Source organism: Rhodococcus sp. WB9 (assembly GCF_007558985.1).
Classification (GTDB): domain Bacteria; phylum Actinomycetota; class Actinomycetes; order Mycobacteriales; family Mycobacteriaceae; genus Rhodococcus_F; species Rhodococcus_F opacus.
Genome location: NZ_CP041769.1, coordinates 6,555,843 through 6,571,094 on the forward strand (window position 1 = coordinate 6,555,843; position 15,252 = coordinate 6,571,094).

17 protein-coding genes are annotated in these 15,252 nt (G+C 67.7%); 11 read left to right on the forward strand and 6 right to left on the reverse strand.

Going from position 1 to position 15,252, the window contains the following annotated elements; translation table 11 throughout:
• The first annotated feature begins 115 nt into the window (after window positions 1-115).
• The 5 genes from FND50_RS30575 to FND50_RS30595 all read left to right on the forward strand — a co-directional run bounded on the left by FND50_RS30575 (window position 116) and on the right by FND50_RS30595 (window position 3,753).
• On the forward strand, window positions 116-1,258 hold the full coding sequence (locus FND50_RS30575; RefSeq protein ID WP_144289202.1) for a DUF475 domain-containing protein: 1,143 nt from the start codon (window positions 116-118) through the stop codon (window positions 1,256-1,258).
• An 80-nt stretch (window positions 1,259-1,338) separates the two neighbouring features.
• Window positions 1,339-1,962 (forward strand): AIM24 family protein, encoded by a 624-nt coding sequence (locus FND50_RS30580; protein WP_005258894.1) that lies wholly within the window; start codon window positions 1,339-1,341, stop codon window positions 1,960-1,962.
• Between the two features lie 5 nt (window positions 1,963-1,967).
• The gene (locus FND50_RS30585; protein ID WP_144288186.1) at window positions 1,968-2,663 is read left to right on the forward strand and encodes an AIM24 family protein; all 696 of its coding nucleotides are present in this window, start codon (window positions 1,968-1,970) and stop codon (window positions 2,661-2,663) included.
• Complete coding sequence (locus FND50_RS30590) at window positions 2,660-3,415, forward strand: AIM24 family protein (RefSeq protein ID WP_144288187.1); 756 nt, start codon at window positions 2,660-2,662, stop codon at window positions 3,413-3,415. Before FND50_RS30585 ends, FND50_RS30590 begins: the two co-directional genes overlap by 4 nt.
• A 110-nt stretch (window positions 3,416-3,525) precedes the next feature.
• Window positions 3,526-3,753: a hypothetical protein gene (locus tag FND50_RS30595; protein WP_144288188.1), complete on the forward strand. Its 228-nt coding sequence runs from the start codon at window positions 3,526-3,528 to the stop codon at window positions 3,751-3,753.
• 70 nt (window positions 3,754-3,823) lie between these two features.
• Here FND50_RS30595 and FND50_RS30600 read toward each other — a convergent pair whose 3' ends face one another.
• Together FND50_RS30600 and FND50_RS30605 are read right to left on the reverse strand one after the other, a co-directional pair.
• Window positions 3,824-4,306: a hypothetical protein gene (locus FND50_RS30600; protein WP_144288189.1), complete on the reverse strand. Its 483-nt coding sequence runs from the start codon at window positions 4,304-4,306 to the stop codon at window positions 3,824-3,826.
• Window positions 4,307-4,359: 53 nt separating this feature from the next.
• The gene (locus tag FND50_RS30605) at window positions 4,360-4,809 is read right to left on the reverse strand and encodes a PPOX class F420-dependent oxidoreductase (RefSeq protein ID WP_144288190.1); all 450 of its coding nucleotides are present in this window, start codon (window positions 4,807-4,809) and stop codon (window positions 4,360-4,362) included.
• Between the two features lie 322 nt (window positions 4,810-5,131).
• Between FND50_RS30605 and FND50_RS30610 the strand changes: the two genes are divergently transcribed.
• On the forward strand, window positions 5,132-6,472 hold the full coding sequence (locus FND50_RS30610) for a TrkA family potassium uptake protein (protein ID WP_144288191.1): 1,341 nt from the start codon (window positions 5,132-5,134) through the stop codon (window positions 6,470-6,472).
• 4 nt (window positions 6,473-6,476) lie between these two features.
• Here the strand turns inward: FND50_RS30610 and FND50_RS30615 are convergent, their stop codons facing one another.
• The 3 genes from FND50_RS30615 to FND50_RS30625 are packed head-to-tail and all read right to left on the reverse strand — an operon-like array spanning window position 6,477 to window position 8,687.
• Entirely contained in the window at window positions 6,477-6,881 is a 405-nt protein-coding gene (locus tag FND50_RS30615) for a RidA family protein (RefSeq protein WP_005251231.1), read from the reverse strand.
• A 46-nt stretch (window positions 6,882-6,927) separates the two neighbouring features.
• Window positions 6,928-7,677: an IclR family transcriptional regulator gene (locus FND50_RS30620; RefSeq protein ID WP_005258913.1), complete on the reverse strand. Its 750-nt coding sequence runs from the start codon at window positions 7,675-7,677 to the stop codon at window positions 6,928-6,930.
• Window positions 7,674-8,687 carry a sugar kinase gene (locus FND50_RS30625; protein WP_144288192.1) on the reverse strand — a complete coding sequence of 338 codons (1,014 nt, stop codon included), beginning with the start codon at window positions 8,685-8,687 and terminating at the stop codon, window positions 7,674-7,676. Before FND50_RS30625 ends, FND50_RS30620 begins: the two co-directional genes overlap by 4 nt.
• A gap of 222 nt (window positions 8,688-8,909) precedes the next feature.
• On the opposite strand from FND50_RS30625, the gene FND50_RS30630 reads away from it, so the two are divergent.
• From FND50_RS30630 to FND50_RS30645, 4 genes are read left to right on the forward strand one after another with little or no spacing between them, the layout of a single operon-like run.
• Window positions 8,910-10,232 carry an amino acid deaminase gene (locus FND50_RS30630; RefSeq protein WP_144288193.1) on the forward strand — a complete coding sequence of 441 codons (1,323 nt, stop codon included), beginning with the start codon at window positions 8,910-8,912 and terminating at the stop codon, window positions 10,230-10,232.
• 22 nt (window positions 10,233-10,254) lie between these two features.
• Entirely contained in the window at window positions 10,255-11,874 is a 1,620-nt protein-coding gene (locus FND50_RS30635; RefSeq protein WP_144288194.1) for an amidohydrolase family protein, read from the forward strand.
• On the forward strand, window positions 11,871-12,500 hold the full coding sequence (locus FND50_RS30640; RefSeq protein WP_144288195.1) for a bifunctional 4-hydroxy-2-oxoglutarate aldolase/2-dehydro-3-deoxy-phosphogluconate aldolase: 630 nt from the start codon (window positions 11,871-11,873) through the stop codon (window positions 12,498-12,500). The genes FND50_RS30635 and FND50_RS30640 overlap by 4 nt, the downstream gene beginning before the upstream one ends.
• Window positions 12,501-12,541: 41 nt before the next feature.
• Entirely contained in the window at window positions 12,542-13,933 is a 1,392-nt protein-coding gene (locus tag FND50_RS30645; RefSeq protein WP_005258920.1) for a GntP family permease, read from the forward strand.
• On the opposite strand, the gene FND50_RS30650 is transcribed toward FND50_RS30645, so the two are convergent.
• Entirely contained in the window at window positions 13,930-14,781 is an 852-nt protein-coding gene (locus FND50_RS30650) for a spermidine synthase (protein ID WP_005258922.1), read from the reverse strand. The two genes, FND50_RS30645 and FND50_RS30650, sit on opposite strands and share 4 nt — an antisense overlap.
• Before the next feature lie 120 nt (window positions 14,782-14,901).
• Here FND50_RS30650 and FND50_RS30655 point away from each other — a divergent pair, with 120 nt between their 5' ends.
• Complete coding sequence (locus FND50_RS30655) at window positions 14,902-15,231, forward strand: hypothetical protein (protein WP_005251221.1); 330 nt, start codon at window positions 14,902-14,904, stop codon at window positions 15,229-15,231.
• Window positions 15,232-15,252 lie beyond the last annotated feature (21 nt).

Here is a 15,252-nt window from a genome sequence, read left to right on the forward strand (position 1 = left end):
TCGTTTCGTTCTCCAGCCGGGGGAGGGTTTCACGGCCCTGACGTGAAACCCTCCCCCGGTGTTCGTCCACCTGCAGTAGCCACCCTGCATGCCCACTAGAGAAAGGCCACGCTTCGTGGTTCTGCGAATATTCGGTCTCTCCTTCGCCGTGACGGTGATTTCCATCATCATCGCGGCGCTCTACGGAGGCCCCCAGGCCGTCCTCCTCGTGGTGATCCTGTCGATCCTCGAGATCTCGCTGTCGTTCGACAACGCCGTCATCAACGCCACCGTGCTGCGCCGGATGAGCGAGTTCTGGCAGAAGATCTTCCTCACCGTCGGCATCGTCATCGCGGTGTTCGGTATGCGTCTGGTCTTCCCGCTCGTCATCGTGTGGCTCGCGTCCGGTCTCGGCCCCGTCGCCGCCCTCGACCTGGCCCTCAACCCGCCCGCCGACGGCGCCGCGTACTTCCCCGACGGCAGCGCCAGCTACGAAACCCTGCTCACCGACGCGCACCCGCAGATCGCGGCGTTCGGCGGCATGTTCCTGCTGATGCTGTTCCTCGGCTTCATCCTCGAAGAGCGTGAGATCACCTGGCTGTCCTGGCTGGAGAAGCCCCTCGCCCGCGCGGGCAAGCTCGACCAGCTGGCCGTCATCATCGCCGGCGCCCTGCTGCTGATCACCGCCGCGTACATCGCCCCCGCGGACACGGTGTCCACGGTGATGATCGCCGGCGTCCTCGGCATGGTCACCTACATCGCCGTCAACGGTCTCGGTGAGCTGTTCAACACGCCCGAGGAAGACGAAGACGGTGAACTGGTCGAAGGGTCCAAGGGCGGACCGACCGAGCTGGCCAAGGCCACCGGTAAGGCCGGGTTCTTCCTGTTCCTCTACCTCGAGGTCCTCGACGCGTCGTTCTCCTTCGACGGTGTGATCGGCGCGTTCGCGATCACGTCCGACCCGATCATCATCGCCCTCGGCCTCGGCTTCGTCGGCGCGATGTTCGTCCGTTCCATCACCGTGTTCCTGGTCCGCAAGGGCACCCTGTCGGACTACGTGTACCTCGAGCACGGCGCCCACTGGGCCATCGGCGCACTGGCCGTGATCCTGCTGGTGTCCATCGGCTACCACGTCAACGAGAACGTCACCGGACTCGTCGGCGTCGCCCTCATCGGTGCCGCCTTCATCTCCAGCATCGTCCGCAACCGCAAGGCCGTTGCAGCGGCCGGCGCAGTGGAAGACGACGTAGACGAGCAGGACCCGGTGTCCGTCGGCTAGGTTCTGCCTGTACTCACATCCAGCGGCAGTGCTCGTGACTCGGTCACGGGCACTGCCGCTCGACACTGGAAAGGGCACCCATGGGGCGGCTGCTCGACAAGTCGAAGAAGGTGGTGGAGGCGCAGCTCGCCGGAACCACCATCCGGGCGATACAGGGTTCGATGATCGCCTACGAGGGCAATGTCAGTTTCAAGTCGGCAGGTTTCGGTGGCGGTGACGGGGTGCTCGCCGGGATGAAGCGGCGTGCCACGGGCGAGGCGCTGTCGCTGATGGAATGCTCCGGCCACGGTGTCGTGTACCTCGCGGTGGGCGGTCAGTACGTCTCCGTCGTCGACTTGGCGAACGAGACCCTGCAGGTCGAGTCGCAGCAGCTTCTCGCATTGAGCGGCAACCTGAACACCAACGTCACGTTCACCGGACTGCGCGGCGGGGTCGGCGGTCAGGGCCTGTTCACCACGACCGTCTCCGGCCAGGGACAGGTGGCACTGCTGTCGGCCGGCGGGCCGCTCATCCACCTCGAGGTGTCGCCGCAGTACCCGCTTGTGGTCGATCCCGACGCGTTCGTCTCGGCTCGCGGACAGGTGACGCAGTCGTTCGTGACCGACGTGTCGTGGCGCAACGCCGTCGGCCAGGGCAACGGTGAGGCCTTCTCCCTCAGGTGGGACGGTCACGGCGTCGTCTCCATTCAACCGGCAGAGCGATGAGCCCCATGGTCTTCTCGAAAGTGAACTCGAAGGTCGTCAAGGTCGACGTCGGCGCCGCCGGCGGTGTCGTGGCCCGCACGGGCGCGATGCTGTTCTACACGGGTCAGGTCCAGTTCTCGCCGCATCAGGTGCCGGGTTCCCAGTCGATGGCGGGCATGGGTGGATTCACCCGGATGGCCGGACGCATGATGCAGGGCGAGCACGAACGCACGATGCTCGCGCAGGGGCAGGGCGAGGTGCACTACGGCCACGCCGGGCTCGAGGTGCACGTCGTCGACATGTCGCAGGGCGGTGCGCTGTGTGTCGAGGCGTCCCGGCTGCTCGCTCACAATGCGGGACTGCAGAGTTCGGTGATCTCCGTGACGAGTCAGGGCGGCGGCGGACGCGGCATGCTCGACGCCCTGCGTGGCGCTGCGGCAGGCGCCCTCGCCGGTACCGGGATGTTCACGACGCAGCTGTCCGGGTACGGGTCGGCGGTCCTCCTCGCGCACGGCGGCTTCATCGAACTCCCTGTGGGTGGACCGAATCCGGTGTTCGTCGACCCCGACGCATTCGTCGGCACGTACGGGAGCGTCCAGGTGGAACTGAAATCCGCCGTCGGCTGGCGCGAGGCCATGGGCCGCGGCGTCGGGGAAGCGATGCAATTGCAGTGCACCGGTCAGGGCATCGTCTACGTTCAGGCTTCGGAGGAGAAACTGTGACCGCCATCCACAATCCGTCCACTCTCGGCGCCAGCGACAACATTCCCGACAACAGTTACGCGTTCTGCATCGACCTCACAGCGCCCTGGTTCATCCGCAAGGGTGCGATGATCGCCTACTACGGGCAGATGCAGTTCCAGGCACTGACCCACGGATTGCACGGCGCCGCACTGCACATGGTCGCCAACCAGTTCTCCGCGCCGCTGTACATGGGCGACTACGCGGTGGCCGAAGGATTCGGGAAGCTGATCATCGGCGACCGCGGTTACGACATCAACTCGTACGACCTCGACGACGGCAACCTCACGATCCGGGTGTCGAATCTCCTTGCGTTCGAGCCGGGTCTGGCCCTGAACCAGTCCATCGTGCCGGGCTTCCTGACGCTCATCGGGACCGGCAAGTTCCTGGCGTCGTCCAACGGCCCGGTGATGTTCGCCGAGCCGCCGCTCCGGATCGACCCCGAGGCGCTCGTCGGGTGGGCCGACTGCCCGTCCCCGAGCCACCATTACGACCAGGGGTGGATCAGCAACTTCCTCGCGGCGGGCGCCCACATGATGGGAATCAACTCCGGGGAGGAACGGCAGTTCGACTTCACCGGCGCCGGAACGGTTCTGATCCAGTCGAGCGAGAAGGTCCTCAGCGACACGCATGTCGTGCGCAGCATCGAGGGCCAGATCCACGGCCTCACCCCGAGCGGTCTGCAACGGCTCAACGGCGTGATCGCCGCCAAGCTAGCGGAGCAGCCGCGCTGACACCGAGGAGATTGACAGGCTGAGCGAAGAGTTTCAGCAGGGACGGGCAGCAATCTGGTCTGTGTCAGGAAGTTCTGACACCGCATCCGATACGTTCCAGGAGGAACCGCATGAAGTCCGTCGTGACCAAGGCCGTCGCAACCGGTGGTATCGCCCTCGCAGCCCTCGGCATCGGAGCCGGCGTCGCCAGCGCCGACCCGGTGGGCCACAACCCCGTCCCCGCCCAGCAGCAGGCTCCGCAGCCTCAGCCGCAGCAGCAGCACGCTCCGCAGCAGCAGGCACCCGCGCCGAGCCCGCACGGATTCTGGTTCTTCGGCACCTGGGTTCCCCTGCCCTGATCTGCGTTCCCCTCGCAGGACGAACGTGCCCTTCGACGCTCCCACGGCGCCGAAGGGCACGTTCGTATGTCTACCGGGTGGGTCGCATACTCGGATTCGGGCCGAGAGTGATCGTCCGCGTTCTCGGCAGGAGTCCGATTTCCTTCCACCCCGCGGTCAGCGTGATCGTTCCCGACTCCGGGTAGTCGCTGATCCAGTAATGCGGCGCGGAATGATACTCGGACGCGTCAGCGGCATCGGACTTCGACGTCGAATGCGGGTGGCGTGGATCAGCGACACCCTCCATATCGTCGACCTGCACGTTCACCGCGAGATACGACCACCGAGCCGACGGGTCGTCGGGATCGTCCAGTGGACGCGTCTCGTGGCGCGCCAGATCAGCGGATCTGCCTCTCGCCGCCAGCTCGATGCGCAGCAGCATGCCCGTCGGGTGCGCGACGACCTCCGCCAGGCGCAAGCTCAGGTCGCGGCTCGTCACGAGCTCCACCGGCCCGTGCACCACGATTCCCTCCGTGGCAGGCGGCGGTGCCGCCGGCCACCGTCTCCTGCGCATGACTCAATCGTCCCACCGGCTCGGACCGGCTGCCACAGCTACGTTCTGCACACTCAGGGCAACTGGGCCATGCCGTACACCTTCGCCGCGCGGACCCGGAGTACCTGCCGGTGCTCGGACACCATCGCGCGGCGGAACTCCTCCCAGTCGTCGTGCTCTTTTCCGGACGCGAGCCGGAACACGTCGACGAGCTCGTCCGCCACCGCGTCGTGCGGATCCGCCGCGACCGCGCTCAGTTCCGCGTCTCCCTCCACGACCGCGTAGCTCCAGAAGTCGGTCGCGCTGATGTGCAGCGACACCCGCGGGTCGCGGGCGGCGTTCCGGGTCTTGGCCCGATCCGCCGTCACCGACACCCTCGCGGTCTGCGTGCCGGGGTCCCAGGCGTAGATCACGTTGGACAATTGCGGGCGCCCGTCGCGTTTGATCGTCGCGAGGACCGCACGGTTGTGTGCGGCGACGAGGTCGAGAAGTGGGCGCCGGTCGTCATTCGCATCGAGACTCATGACTCACCCAACCACGGTCACCGCGGAGGTGTTCCCGGCACTGCGGCGATGATCTTCGACCTCCATCGTCGCGTGGCGGACGGGAGAGCGCTACCACGTTGACCGCCGCTCCGAACGGCCTGGTCTGGATCGCCGTGATCGGACTCGTCCTGGCGATACAGGGCGCCGCTCCTACCGACGAGTAGGCTGACGGTTTCGCAAAAATCATTGGCCGATAACGTGTTCCAGGACATTGCCGGCTACTCACCGGTAGGCATTCTCGTGTGGGATCTGCGGTTCTACTCGGGTACGCTCTCGTGATCCCGAGCCGGAAGGACCACACGTGAACGACTCATATCTCGTCATCGGCGAAACCACCGTGGCCCGACGGGTCTGTGCGTCCCTCCGCGAAAGGGACTTTCACGTACGCCATCTCGTCGCCCCCGACGACGACGAGCTCCGCCTGGCGATGGCGGACGAACCTTGCGGGATGGCCGTACTGGTGCGCGACGACGTCGTCGCACTGCGTTACGCGCTGGCCGCGGCGCACATCTCGGCGTCGATCCCGTTGGTGGTGACGATCTTCGACCGCACGGTCGCGGACCAGCTGTCGCAGCTCCTTCCGCAGTGCGAGGTGACGTCACCGGCAGACCTGGCCGCCCCGACGCTCGCCGGTCCGTGCCTGGAACCCGAACTCGTCGCGGCCCGGCATGCGGGCGAGCACATGCTGACGGTCCGCATGATCGACGGCCACCCCGAGGGCGCCCACGTCGACCTGCCCCGGCGGAGCTGGTGGCGCACCGCGACGACCGGCGCGACCGGACTGTTGCGCTCGCACGACATCGGCACGCGCATCCTGCTCGGTGGGCTCGCCGGGCTCCTCGCAGTGTTATTCGCCGACTGGCTGTGGCTGATGCTCGGCCAGCACGTGGCACCGCTCGACGCGTTCAACGAGGCGGTGCGCGTGGTGACCACCGTGGGTCCGGGAACCGACACCCACGGCAGCCCCGCCTACGCGGTGTTCGCCTCGGTGGCGATGCTGTTCACCGTCGTCTTCACGGCCATGTTCACCGCCGGAATCATCGAGCGCCTGCTCGGCCCCCGGCTGGTCGGCCTGGTGGGCAGCCGCGTCCTGCCCCGCTCCGGCCACGTCATCGTCGTCGGCCTCGGCCAGGTCGGGCTCCGGCTCTGCCGGGAACTACAGGCTCTCGGTGTCGCGGTGGTGGGCGTCGAACGCGACCCCCACGCCAAGAACCTGCGGCTCGTGCGGTCGATGAACATCCCGACCGTCGTGGGGCACGGTGGTGACCGTGAACTCCTCGAGCGACTGGGTGTGAGCCGAGCTCTCGCGCTGGCCGCCGTCGGCTCCGACGACCTGGACAACATCGCGGTGTCCGTGGCGGCGCAGGCCGTGTCACCCGGACTGCGGCTGGTCCTGCGGGCCGGCGAGCAGGAGGCGATCGCGGAGACGCGGTCGTTGCTGCGGCTCGGGATCATCCGCGACGTCACCAGCCTGAGCGCCACGTACGTGGTGGCCAAGCTGATCGGCCTGCAACCGCAGGGGGTCGTCGCGGACGGCAGCCACCTCTACCTGGAGGTGCCGACGGCGGACACGTCCGAGCCCGTCTTCACCGAGCTGCCCATGTCGCCGCGGATGAGCTGCCGGCACCTCGTCACCGCGTAGCGACCTAGCCGGTCACTGCCAGCGCGTCGATCTCGACGAGCATGACCTCGTGCGGGAGGTCGACGAAAACCGTGGTCCGGCACGGCAGCTGTCCGCTCGGCACGTTCTCCGCGATGAATTCTCCGTACACGTCGTTCATCGCGGCGAAGTCGTCGCGGGTGGTGAGGTAGACGCGGAACATCAGCACATCCTCCACGCTCGCGCCGCCGGCTTCGAGGATCGCCTTGACGTTCTCGAGCGTGCGACGGGTCTGCTCGCGCACGTCGCCCTCCGCGATGTACTTGTTGGTGACGGGGTCCATCGGACCCTGCCCCGACACCTGGAGCATGTTGCCCTTCTTGATGCCCTGGCTGAACGTGTGCGCGGGGGCGGGGGCGCCTTCGGTGCGGATGACGGTGGTGTCGGACATATCGATTCTCCTGTGTGTCGTTACTTTTCGGGTGGACGGGGGACGGTCAGGGCTGGGCGCGGTATCCGCAGTCGCGGGAGATCCGCGCCCCCACTGCCTGAAGGGGTTCGAGCAGGTCGAGGACGCGTTCGTAGCTGAGCACGACGTCGGGCACCGAGACGGAGACGGCGGCGACGACGCGGCCGGACGCGCCGCGGATGGGCACCCCGATGCAATTGACGGACGGCTCGTTCTCCTCCTGATCGTGCGCCCAGCCCTGCTCCCGGACCAGACGGATCTCGTCGAGGTAGCGTTCGGGCGTCGTGATCGTGTTGGCGGTGCGGGCGGAGAAGTCCATCGAGTCGACGATCGGCCGCAGTTCCGAATCCGGCAGGTCGGCGAGAATCACCTTCGCGACGGCGGTGGAATTGAGGTTGGCGCGCAGTCCGATTCGCGAGTACATCCTGATCTGATCGTGCGATTCGAGTTTGTCGATGTACACCACGTCACCTCCTTCCATCGCCGCGAGGTGTGTGGTGCGCCCGTATTCGCGGTTGAACGCGACGAGGTGCGGCGACGCGATGCGCCGCACTTCCCGTTGATCGGTGGCCTGCGCGGCGAGCTCGAAGATGCGGGACCCGAGGTGATACTGGTTGCTGTTGTCGCGAAACGTGAACCGCTCGTCGGACAGCGTTCGCAGCAACCGGAGCACGGTGGTCTTGTGGACCCCGGTGGATTCGGCCAGCTGGTCGAGATTGGCGGGACCGTTGCCGAGTTGCACCAGCAGGTGCAGGGCACGGGAGACACTCTGACTCATCCGTTCACTCCACTTCCTCGGGGGGAGAAGCCGTCGGCGGTGACGCTCGTTGCCGCCCAGTCCGATTCGGAGCACCGGAGCAGCTCGTCCAGCAGTTCGGCGGGCGGCGGGGGTGCCGAGTCCGCTGCCACCGTCAGAGTGGCGGCGGCACCGATGTGCCCGCGGCGCAGGCACCGCGCCTGATCCTCGCCGCGCACCACCCCGCTGAGATATCCGGCGGCGAAGGCATCGCCCGCTCCGACGGGTTCGACGACGTCGACGCGCAGCGCGGGAACCGCCACGCTGCGGCCACTTCGGTCGACGGCCAGCGCCCGGTGCGCTCCGTCCTTGACGACGACGGTGGCCGGGGCGGGCAGGATGAGCCGCAACTCGTGCGGATCCGCGGTGCCGAGAACGCGCAGGGCCTCGTCCGCGCCGACGAGAACCAGATCGGCGAGATTCGCCAGTTCCACGACCATCCGCGGGTCACCGTCCGGCCACAGTTGTTCACGCCAGTTGACGTCGAAGCTGACCACACCGGAGATTCCCGGCCGGTCGCGGAGCAGTCGCCGCATCAGCGCGAGGCACGAATCGGACAGGGCCGGTGTGATTCCGCTGCAGTGGACCACGGCGGCGCGGCCGAACAGGTCCGCGACGGCCGGTGTGTCGAGGAATCCGGGATCCATGGCCGACGCCGCCGAACCGGCCCGGGAATACAGGCTGTCGGTTCGCGGCTCGCCATGCTCGTCGAGGGCGGTGGATTTCGAGTAGTGCCCGGTGGGCCTGTCGGGATCGACGTCGATCGCGCGGACGTCGACACCCCGCGCCTGCAGTTCGGTGCGGATGAGGGTGCCGAACTCGTCGTCGCCGAGCCGTCCGACCCAGGCGGCGGGAACGCCCAGCGCGGCGAGTCCGGCGGCGACGTTCGCCTCGGCGCCGGCCAGGTGGAGTGTCGAGTCCGGGGCCACCAGGACCATCGCCTCACCGAGGCACGCGACACCGGACTCGGGGGTGGGGGTCGATTCCTGCACTTGTTACCTCTACGACTGCTCGGACCGGCACTGGGGTTGCGTTTCGAGAGCCCTCGCCCCGGCGATGCATGCCACACCGGACCGTTGACGATGACCCAGGCCAATGCTAGACATAGGTGACTCAAAAACGCAATCTACGTTGCATATAGCGCAACGTTGCACTTCACGGCCCTCCCGCCGATTGAAGGCCTGCCCCCCAGAACCCGAACGACAGGATCGACGATGACGATCAGCGGACCGGACACACTCGATTCCGGCGCCTTGGCGGAGCTCGACGAGCTGCGCCTGTCCGACGTGGACAAAGCCCTCCCCTCCGCGGCGAACGGCCTCACCAAGACCGAGTTCCTCGGAACGCAGCCGAGGCTGTCCGCCTTCAGCACGCCCGTCATGGTCCTCGACGAGACGGCCATCGCCGGCAATCTCGACACGATGGCGGCCTGGTGCGAGGCGCATGGGGTCGACCTCGCGCCGCACGGGAAGACGACGATGTCTCCGGTGCTGTGGGACCGGCAGATCCGCAGCGGCGCATGGGGCATCACGCTCGCGAACTTCGGTCAGCTCCGGGTGGCGGTGCGCTTCGGCGCGCGCCGGGTGCAGATCGCGAACTCGCTCGTCGACCCGACCGCGCTGCGGTGGCTGGCCGAGCAGATGGACGCGAACCCGGAACTCGAAGTCCTGATGTGGGCCGACTCCCCGCAGACGGTCGACGCGATGACCGCGGCGCTTGCGCACGTCACGGTGGTCCGTCCGCTGCCCGTGCTCGTCGAACTCGGCGGAGAGGGAGGACGCACCGGCGCACGAACCGTGGCCGAGGCAGTGGAGGTGGCCGAACGTATCGGTGAAAGCCCCGCACTGCGGTTGGCCGGTGTCTCCGGTTACGAGGGCGCCCTCGCACACGACGCGTCCGAGGAGTCCCTCACCCGGGTCCGCACGTATCTCCGGTCGATGGCCGAACTGCATCGCCGACTGGAGGCCGAGGGTCGCTACCCCGAGGGTCAGGACGTGTACGTGACCGCGGGCGGCAGCGCCTACTTCGACGTGGTCGCCGAGGTGCTCGCCGAACTTGCCGGTGGCAGAGCCAAAGTGGTGGTCCGCGCCGGCGCATACATCATCCACGACGACGGCTTCTACACCGGGATCTCACCGTTCAGCCGCAGCGAAGACAGGCAGGAACGTCGACTCACGTCGGCGATGCACACGTGGGCCCGGGTGGTGTCCCGCCCCGAGCCGGGCCTCGCCCTGCTCGACGCCGGCAAGCGCGACGTCCCGTTCGACGAAGGACTCCCCACCGCGCAGACCGTCGCCGACCAACTCGGGGCGACGCCGCGGCCCCTCGTCGGCACCGAAGTGACCGCCGTCAACGACCAGCACGCGTTCCTCCGGCTCGATCCCGCACGGCCCGAACACGATCTGCGTGTCGGGGACGTCGTCCGGCTCGGTCTCTCGCACCCGTGCACCGCGTTCGACAAGTGGCGCTGGATTCCCGTCGTCGGCGACGACTCCGACGATCCGGTCGTCGTCGACCTGATCCGCACCTTCTTCTGATCCCCGGCCGAGGACTCACATCATGACCACACTGATCCGCTCCGCCACCGTCGTCGACGGTTCGGAGGCGCCGAGGTACCGCGCAGACGTGCTCGTCGACGGAGACCGGATCGCCGAAATCTGGCCCGCGGCAGTTCACTCCGAGACCGGACGCCCTCGCGCGGATCGAGTGATCGACGCCGACGGCCTGGTGCTCGCGCCCGGTTTCATCGACATGCACGCCCACTCGGATCTGCAGATCCTGCTGAACCCCGAGCACCCGTCGCGGATCACCCAGGGCGTCACCACCGAGGTACTCGGGCAGGACGGGCTGTCCTACGCACCCGTCACCGACGACGTGCTCGCGGTGGTCCGGCGCAAGATCGCGGGGTGGAACACCGATCCCTCGGATTTCGACTTCTCCTGGCGGAGCGTCGGCGAATACCTCGACCGCCTCGACCGCGGTGTCGCCACCAACGTCGCGTATCTCGTCCCGCACGGAGTGGTCCGGGCCCTGGTGGTCGGCTGGGACGACCGGCCGGCGACACCGTCGGAGATCGAGGAGATGCAGCGGATCGTCGCGCAGTCCATGGCGGAGGGTGCCGTCGGATTGTCCGCGGGACTGACCTACACGCCGGGGATGTACGCGGACAACGAGGAGCTGCTGGCACTGTGCCGGACCGTCGCCGAGTACGACGGCTACTTCTCCCCGCACCACCGGTCCTACGGCGCCGGCGCCATGGAGGCCTACGCCGAGATGGTCGACCTGACGTCGCGGGCGGGGTGCGCACTGCATCTGGCTCACGCCACGCTGAACTTCGGACCCAACAAGGGCCGCGCCCCGGAACTGCTGACCCTACTCGACACGGCCGAATCCGCCGGCGCGGACATCAGCCTCGACACCTACCCATACCTTCCCGGCGCCACCACGCTGTCGGCGATCCTGCCCAGCTGGGCGTCGGCGGGCAGCATGGAACAGACGCTCGATCGGCTCCGGGATCCAGTTGCCCTCGAACACATCCGGGAGCATCTCGAGGTCACCGGCTCCGACGGCTGCCACGGGGTGATCGCCGAGTGGCACACGCTCGAGATCAGCGGCGTGCAGAACGCGGAACTCGACGACTACGTCGGGAAAACCGTCGCGGACATCGCCGTCGCCGAGAACCGCGACCCCTTCGACGTGTGCATCGACATCCTGATCCGCGACCAACTCGGCAGCGGAATCCTGCAACACGTCGGCCACGAGGAGAACGTGCGCGCAATCATGCAGCACCCCCGGCACACCGGCGGCAGCGACGGACTGCTGGTCGGCGCGAAACCGCACCCGCGCGGGTGGGGAACGTTCGCACGCTACCTCGGGCACTACAGCCGCGACCTCGGCCTGATGTCCCTCGAGGAGTGTGTCGGTCACCTCAGCGGCCGCGCCGCGACGCGGTTGCGGCTCGTGGATCGCGGATTCGTCCGCCGCGGATACGCCGCTGACCTCGTACTCTTCGATCCGGACACGGTCAGCGACACCGCGACCTACGCGCAGCCGCGCCAGGCGGCGGCCGGTATTTCCCACGTATTCGTCCGCGGCCGCCTCGCCCTCGAGGACGGCCGCCTCACCGGCGCGACCGCCGGAAGATCGTTGCGTCGCGAAGAAGGAGGAGCAGTTCGATGACCGAGATCGACATTTTGCGTGCCGACCGGGTGCTGACGGTGGTGCGAGCGGAAACCATCCCCGACGCCGCAGACCTGTGCCACGCACTCGCCGAGGGCGGAATCCGGACGGTCGAGCTGACGTTCACCACGCCCGACGTGCTCCATCACCTCGGTCGCGCCGCCGACGCCGCAGCCGCGGCAGGCAGCATCCTCGGCGTCGGAACCGTGCTGACCGGCGATCAGGCCGCCGCCGCGATCGACGCCGGCGCCCGTTTCCTCGTCACCCCCGGCATCCGACCCGACGTCGCGAAAGTCGCGACGGGGCGGTCGATTCCCGTCTTCCTCGGTGCGTTCACCCCCACCGAGGTGGCCATGGCCGTCGATCTCGGCTCGGCCGCGGTCAAGATCTTCCCCGCCAAGCGGCTCGGCCCCGACTACCTGTCGGACCTGCACGGCCCGTATCCCGGCGTGGAACTCCTGCCGTCGGGTGGGATCAACGATTCCAACGCCCGCCAGTTCCTCGACGCCGGCGCGCTGGCCGTGTGCGCGGGCACCAGCGTCGTCCCACCGTCCAGCGTCGCGGCAGGCAACTGGTCCGACATCACCGACCGCGCACGATCGTTCGTCGCCACGCTCTCGAACTAGTCCCACTCTCGCCCGACCCCACCACCTCCCCTGGAGACGCAATGACGTCGTTCGTCGACTGGCTGCAGCACGACACAGCCGGACTACTCACTCTCGCGGCGATATCCATCGCCGTGCTGTTGATCCTCATCATCAAGCTGAAGCTCGAGCCGTTCATCGCGCTGATCGTCGTCGGCGTCGGCGTCGCGCTCATCGCGGGAGTGTCGGTGGTCGAACTGGTCGGCACACCGACGTCGGCGGCCGACTCGATTCTGGAGAAGGGGTTCGGCGGCATCCTGGGGCACATCACGCCGATCATCGGCCTGGGCACCGTCCTCGGCGCGATGATGGAACGCTCCGGCGGTGCCGACGTCCTGACCGAACGGCTACTGAAGTTGTTCGGGCCCAAAGGCGCTCCGCTCGCGATGGGTGTCACCGGCCTCGTCCTCGGTATCCCGGTCTTCTTCGACATCGGCATCTTCATCCTCGCCCCGCTCGTGTACGTGGCGGCGAAGCGCGGCGGCAAGTCGCTGGTGATGTACGCGATGCCGATGCTCGCCGGCCTGTCCATGACCCACGCGTTCCTGCCCCCGCACCCGGGACCCGTCGCCGCGGCCGGTCTGCTGCACGTCGACATGGGCTGGATCATCATCATGGGCCTCGCCTGCGGTATCCCCGCCTGGTTCGTCAGTGGCGTCGTCTGGGGTAGCTGGATCGGCAAGCGCGTGATCATCGAGGTCCCGGACGAGTTCATCCCGGAGGAGAAGGAAGCCGACAAGAACCCGCCGCCACTATGGCTGATCTCGTTCATCATCCTCGTGCCGATGGTGCTGATCCTCGGTGCGACGGTCGGCAACGTGGTCCTCGAAGAAGGCTCGACACTACTGTCCGTCCTCATCTTCCTCGGCACACCCACGATCGCACTGACCATCGCCGTCCTGCTGGCGCTGTACCTGCTCGGGACCCGGCGCGGAATCACGGCGCAGGAGATCGGTGCGATGTCCGCGGCGGCGTTGAAGCCGGTCGGCATGATCCTGCTGGTCGTCGGTGCCGGTGCGTTCTTCGGCGCGGTGCTGCGGGCCACCGGAGTCGGGCAGGCCCTGGCCGACTCGATGGACGCACTCGGCCTCCCGGTCATCCTGTCCGCGTACCTGATCAGCTGCGCCCTCCGCATCGCCCAGGGTTCTGCGACTGTCGCCATCGTCACCACCGCAGGCGTCATCGAGCCGTCGATCGCAGCCGGAAATTATTCGTCCCCACAGATCGCCCTGATCGTGATCGCCGTGTCGGCCGGATCCATCATCGCCAGCCACGTCAACGACGGCGGATTCTGGATCGTGTCACGGTATTTCAACATGTCGGTGAAGGACACCCTGAAGACGTGGACGGTGCTCGAAACCATCCTGTCCGTGGTGGGCTTCGCGATGGCCTCGCTGATCTGGGTGCTGGTCTAGCTCCCGGAGTCCGCGTCGCGCAGCACCCGCGCCGCACCGGCGAACGTCCGCACCTGCCGGTCGTCCCAGACATGGGCAGGCACACCACCACCCAGCAGTGTGCGGACGAGTGCGGGGTCGTCGCCGATCGGCACGTCGCTGCCCGCGATCACGATGTTGCCGTAGCGGCGGCCCTTGAGCATGGCGGGATCGGCGATGACCGTGGTGTGCGGAAACACGCTGCCGATGGTCGCCGCCTCCCGGCGCGCCAGGACGAGGTCGCGGGTGTCGCCGCAATTGACCGCGTAGATCCCGCCGGGCGCCAGCACCCGGCGCACGTGCCCGGTGAACTCCGTCGTCGTCAGCGGCGTCGGAGTCGTGTTGCCGGCGAACACGTCGCGCACGATCAGGTCGCGGCTGGACTCCGTCAGCGTCTCGGTGACCGCCCGCGCCTCACCCACCCGCAGTCGCAGCAGTGGTGCCCGCGGCAGGTCGAACCATTCGCGCACCAACTCGGCGAGCCTGCCGTCGAGTTCGACCACCACCTGCCGGGCGTCCGGATACCGGGCGGCGAGATGCCGCGCGAGTGAGCAGGCACCGCCACCGAGGTGCAGGGACCGCACCCGCTGGTCCGTTCCCCAGTGCGAAGCGACCAGTTCGGCGATCCACCGCATGTACTCGAAATCGAGGTGCGTGGGATCCGACAGGTCGATGTGGGAACTCTCGACCCCGTTCACCTTCAGCACCCAGCCGTGCGGGTTGAGGTGGTCTTCGGTGAGTTCGCACGTGCCCGTGTCGATCGGGTACACGCCTGCGACGGGACCCCCGTCGGTTGTCCGGGCAGCCCGACCGCCGCGCTGCCTGCCCATCGTCCGTCTTCCCTACTGCTCGCGCCGTCCGCTCGCGTCTGCTGCGAGAATCGTCCTCCCACGATACCGGGACGAGACACGGGTGACCTACCGTGGTGACGCGCACGAGAAGGGAAGACGATGGAACCTCAGGAAGTCGACTTCGCGCACACCGAAGGCGCTGCGAAGCGACGTCGCGAGAAGGCGATGGGACTCGCGCGGTATGTCTGGGATCGCGGAATCAGCGGTCAGGAACTCCTCGACCTCACCGACGGCACGCTGCGGAAACTCGCCCGGGCGGCCGGGTCGAACCCGCCGAGCACCATGGAGACGTGGCTGACCGTGGTCGAGTTGCTCGACCAGAAGTCGGCGTGGGCGGAGCGCCACCCCGACCATCCCGCCGCCACCCCGGCGCACCGGGACGAGAAGATCATGTGGGTGAAGCCGCCGATCGTCCCCTGGACCGACTGACCTGTGAGTACTTCTTAACCG

What these genes read in the sequence shown, in the direction of transcription:
- FND50_RS30580 (WP_005258894.1), top strand. Translation starts at nt 1,339, where the DNA reads ATGGGGCGGCTGCTCGACAAGTCGAAGAAGGTGGTGGAGGCGCAGCTC.
- FND50_RS30585 (WP_144288186.1), top strand. Translation starts at nt 1,968, where the DNA reads ATGGTCTTCTCGAAAGTGAACTCGAAGGTCGTCAAGGTCGACGTCGGC.
- FND50_RS30595 (WP_144288188.1), top strand. Translation starts at nt 3,526, where the DNA reads ATGAAGTCCGTCGTGACCAAGGCCGTCGCAACCGGTGGTATCGCCCTC.
- FND50_RS30600 (WP_144288189.1), bottom strand. Translation starts at nt 4,306, where the DNA reads ATGCGCAGGAGACGGTGGCCGGCGGCACCGCCGCCTGCCACGGAGGGA.
- FND50_RS30605 (WP_144288190.1), bottom strand. Translation starts at nt 4,809, where the DNA reads ATGAGTCTCGATGCGAATGACGACCGGCGCCCACTTCTCGACCTCGTC.
- FND50_RS30615 (WP_005251231.1), bottom strand. Translation starts at nt 6,881, where the DNA reads ATGTCCGACACCACCGTCATCCGCACCGAAGGCGCCCCCGCCCCCGCG.
- FND50_RS30620 (WP_005258913.1), bottom strand. Translation starts at nt 7,677, where the DNA reads ATGAGTCAGAGTGTCTCCCGTGCCCTGCACCTGCTGGTGCAACTCGGC.
- FND50_RS30630 (WP_144288193.1), top strand. Translation starts at nt 8,910, where the DNA reads ATGACGATCAGCGGACCGGACACACTCGATTCCGGCGCCTTGGCGGAG.
- FND50_RS30635 (WP_144288194.1), top strand. Translation starts at nt 10,255, where the DNA reads ATGACCACACTGATCCGCTCCGCCACCGTCGTCGACGGTTCGGAGGCG.
- FND50_RS30640 (WP_144288195.1), top strand. Translation starts at nt 11,871, where the DNA reads ATGACCGAGATCGACATTTTGCGTGCCGACCGGGTGCTGACGGTGGTG.
- FND50_RS30645 (WP_005258920.1), top strand. Translation starts at nt 12,542, where the DNA reads ATGACGTCGTTCGTCGACTGGCTGCAGCACGACACAGCCGGACTACTC.
- FND50_RS30650 (WP_005258922.1), bottom strand. Translation starts at nt 14,781, where the DNA reads ATGGGCAGGCAGCGCGGCGGTCGGGCTGCCCGGACAACCGACGGGGGT.
- FND50_RS30655 (WP_005251221.1), top strand. Translation starts at nt 14,902, where the DNA reads ATGGAACCTCAGGAAGTCGACTTCGCGCACACCGAAGGCGCTGCGAAG.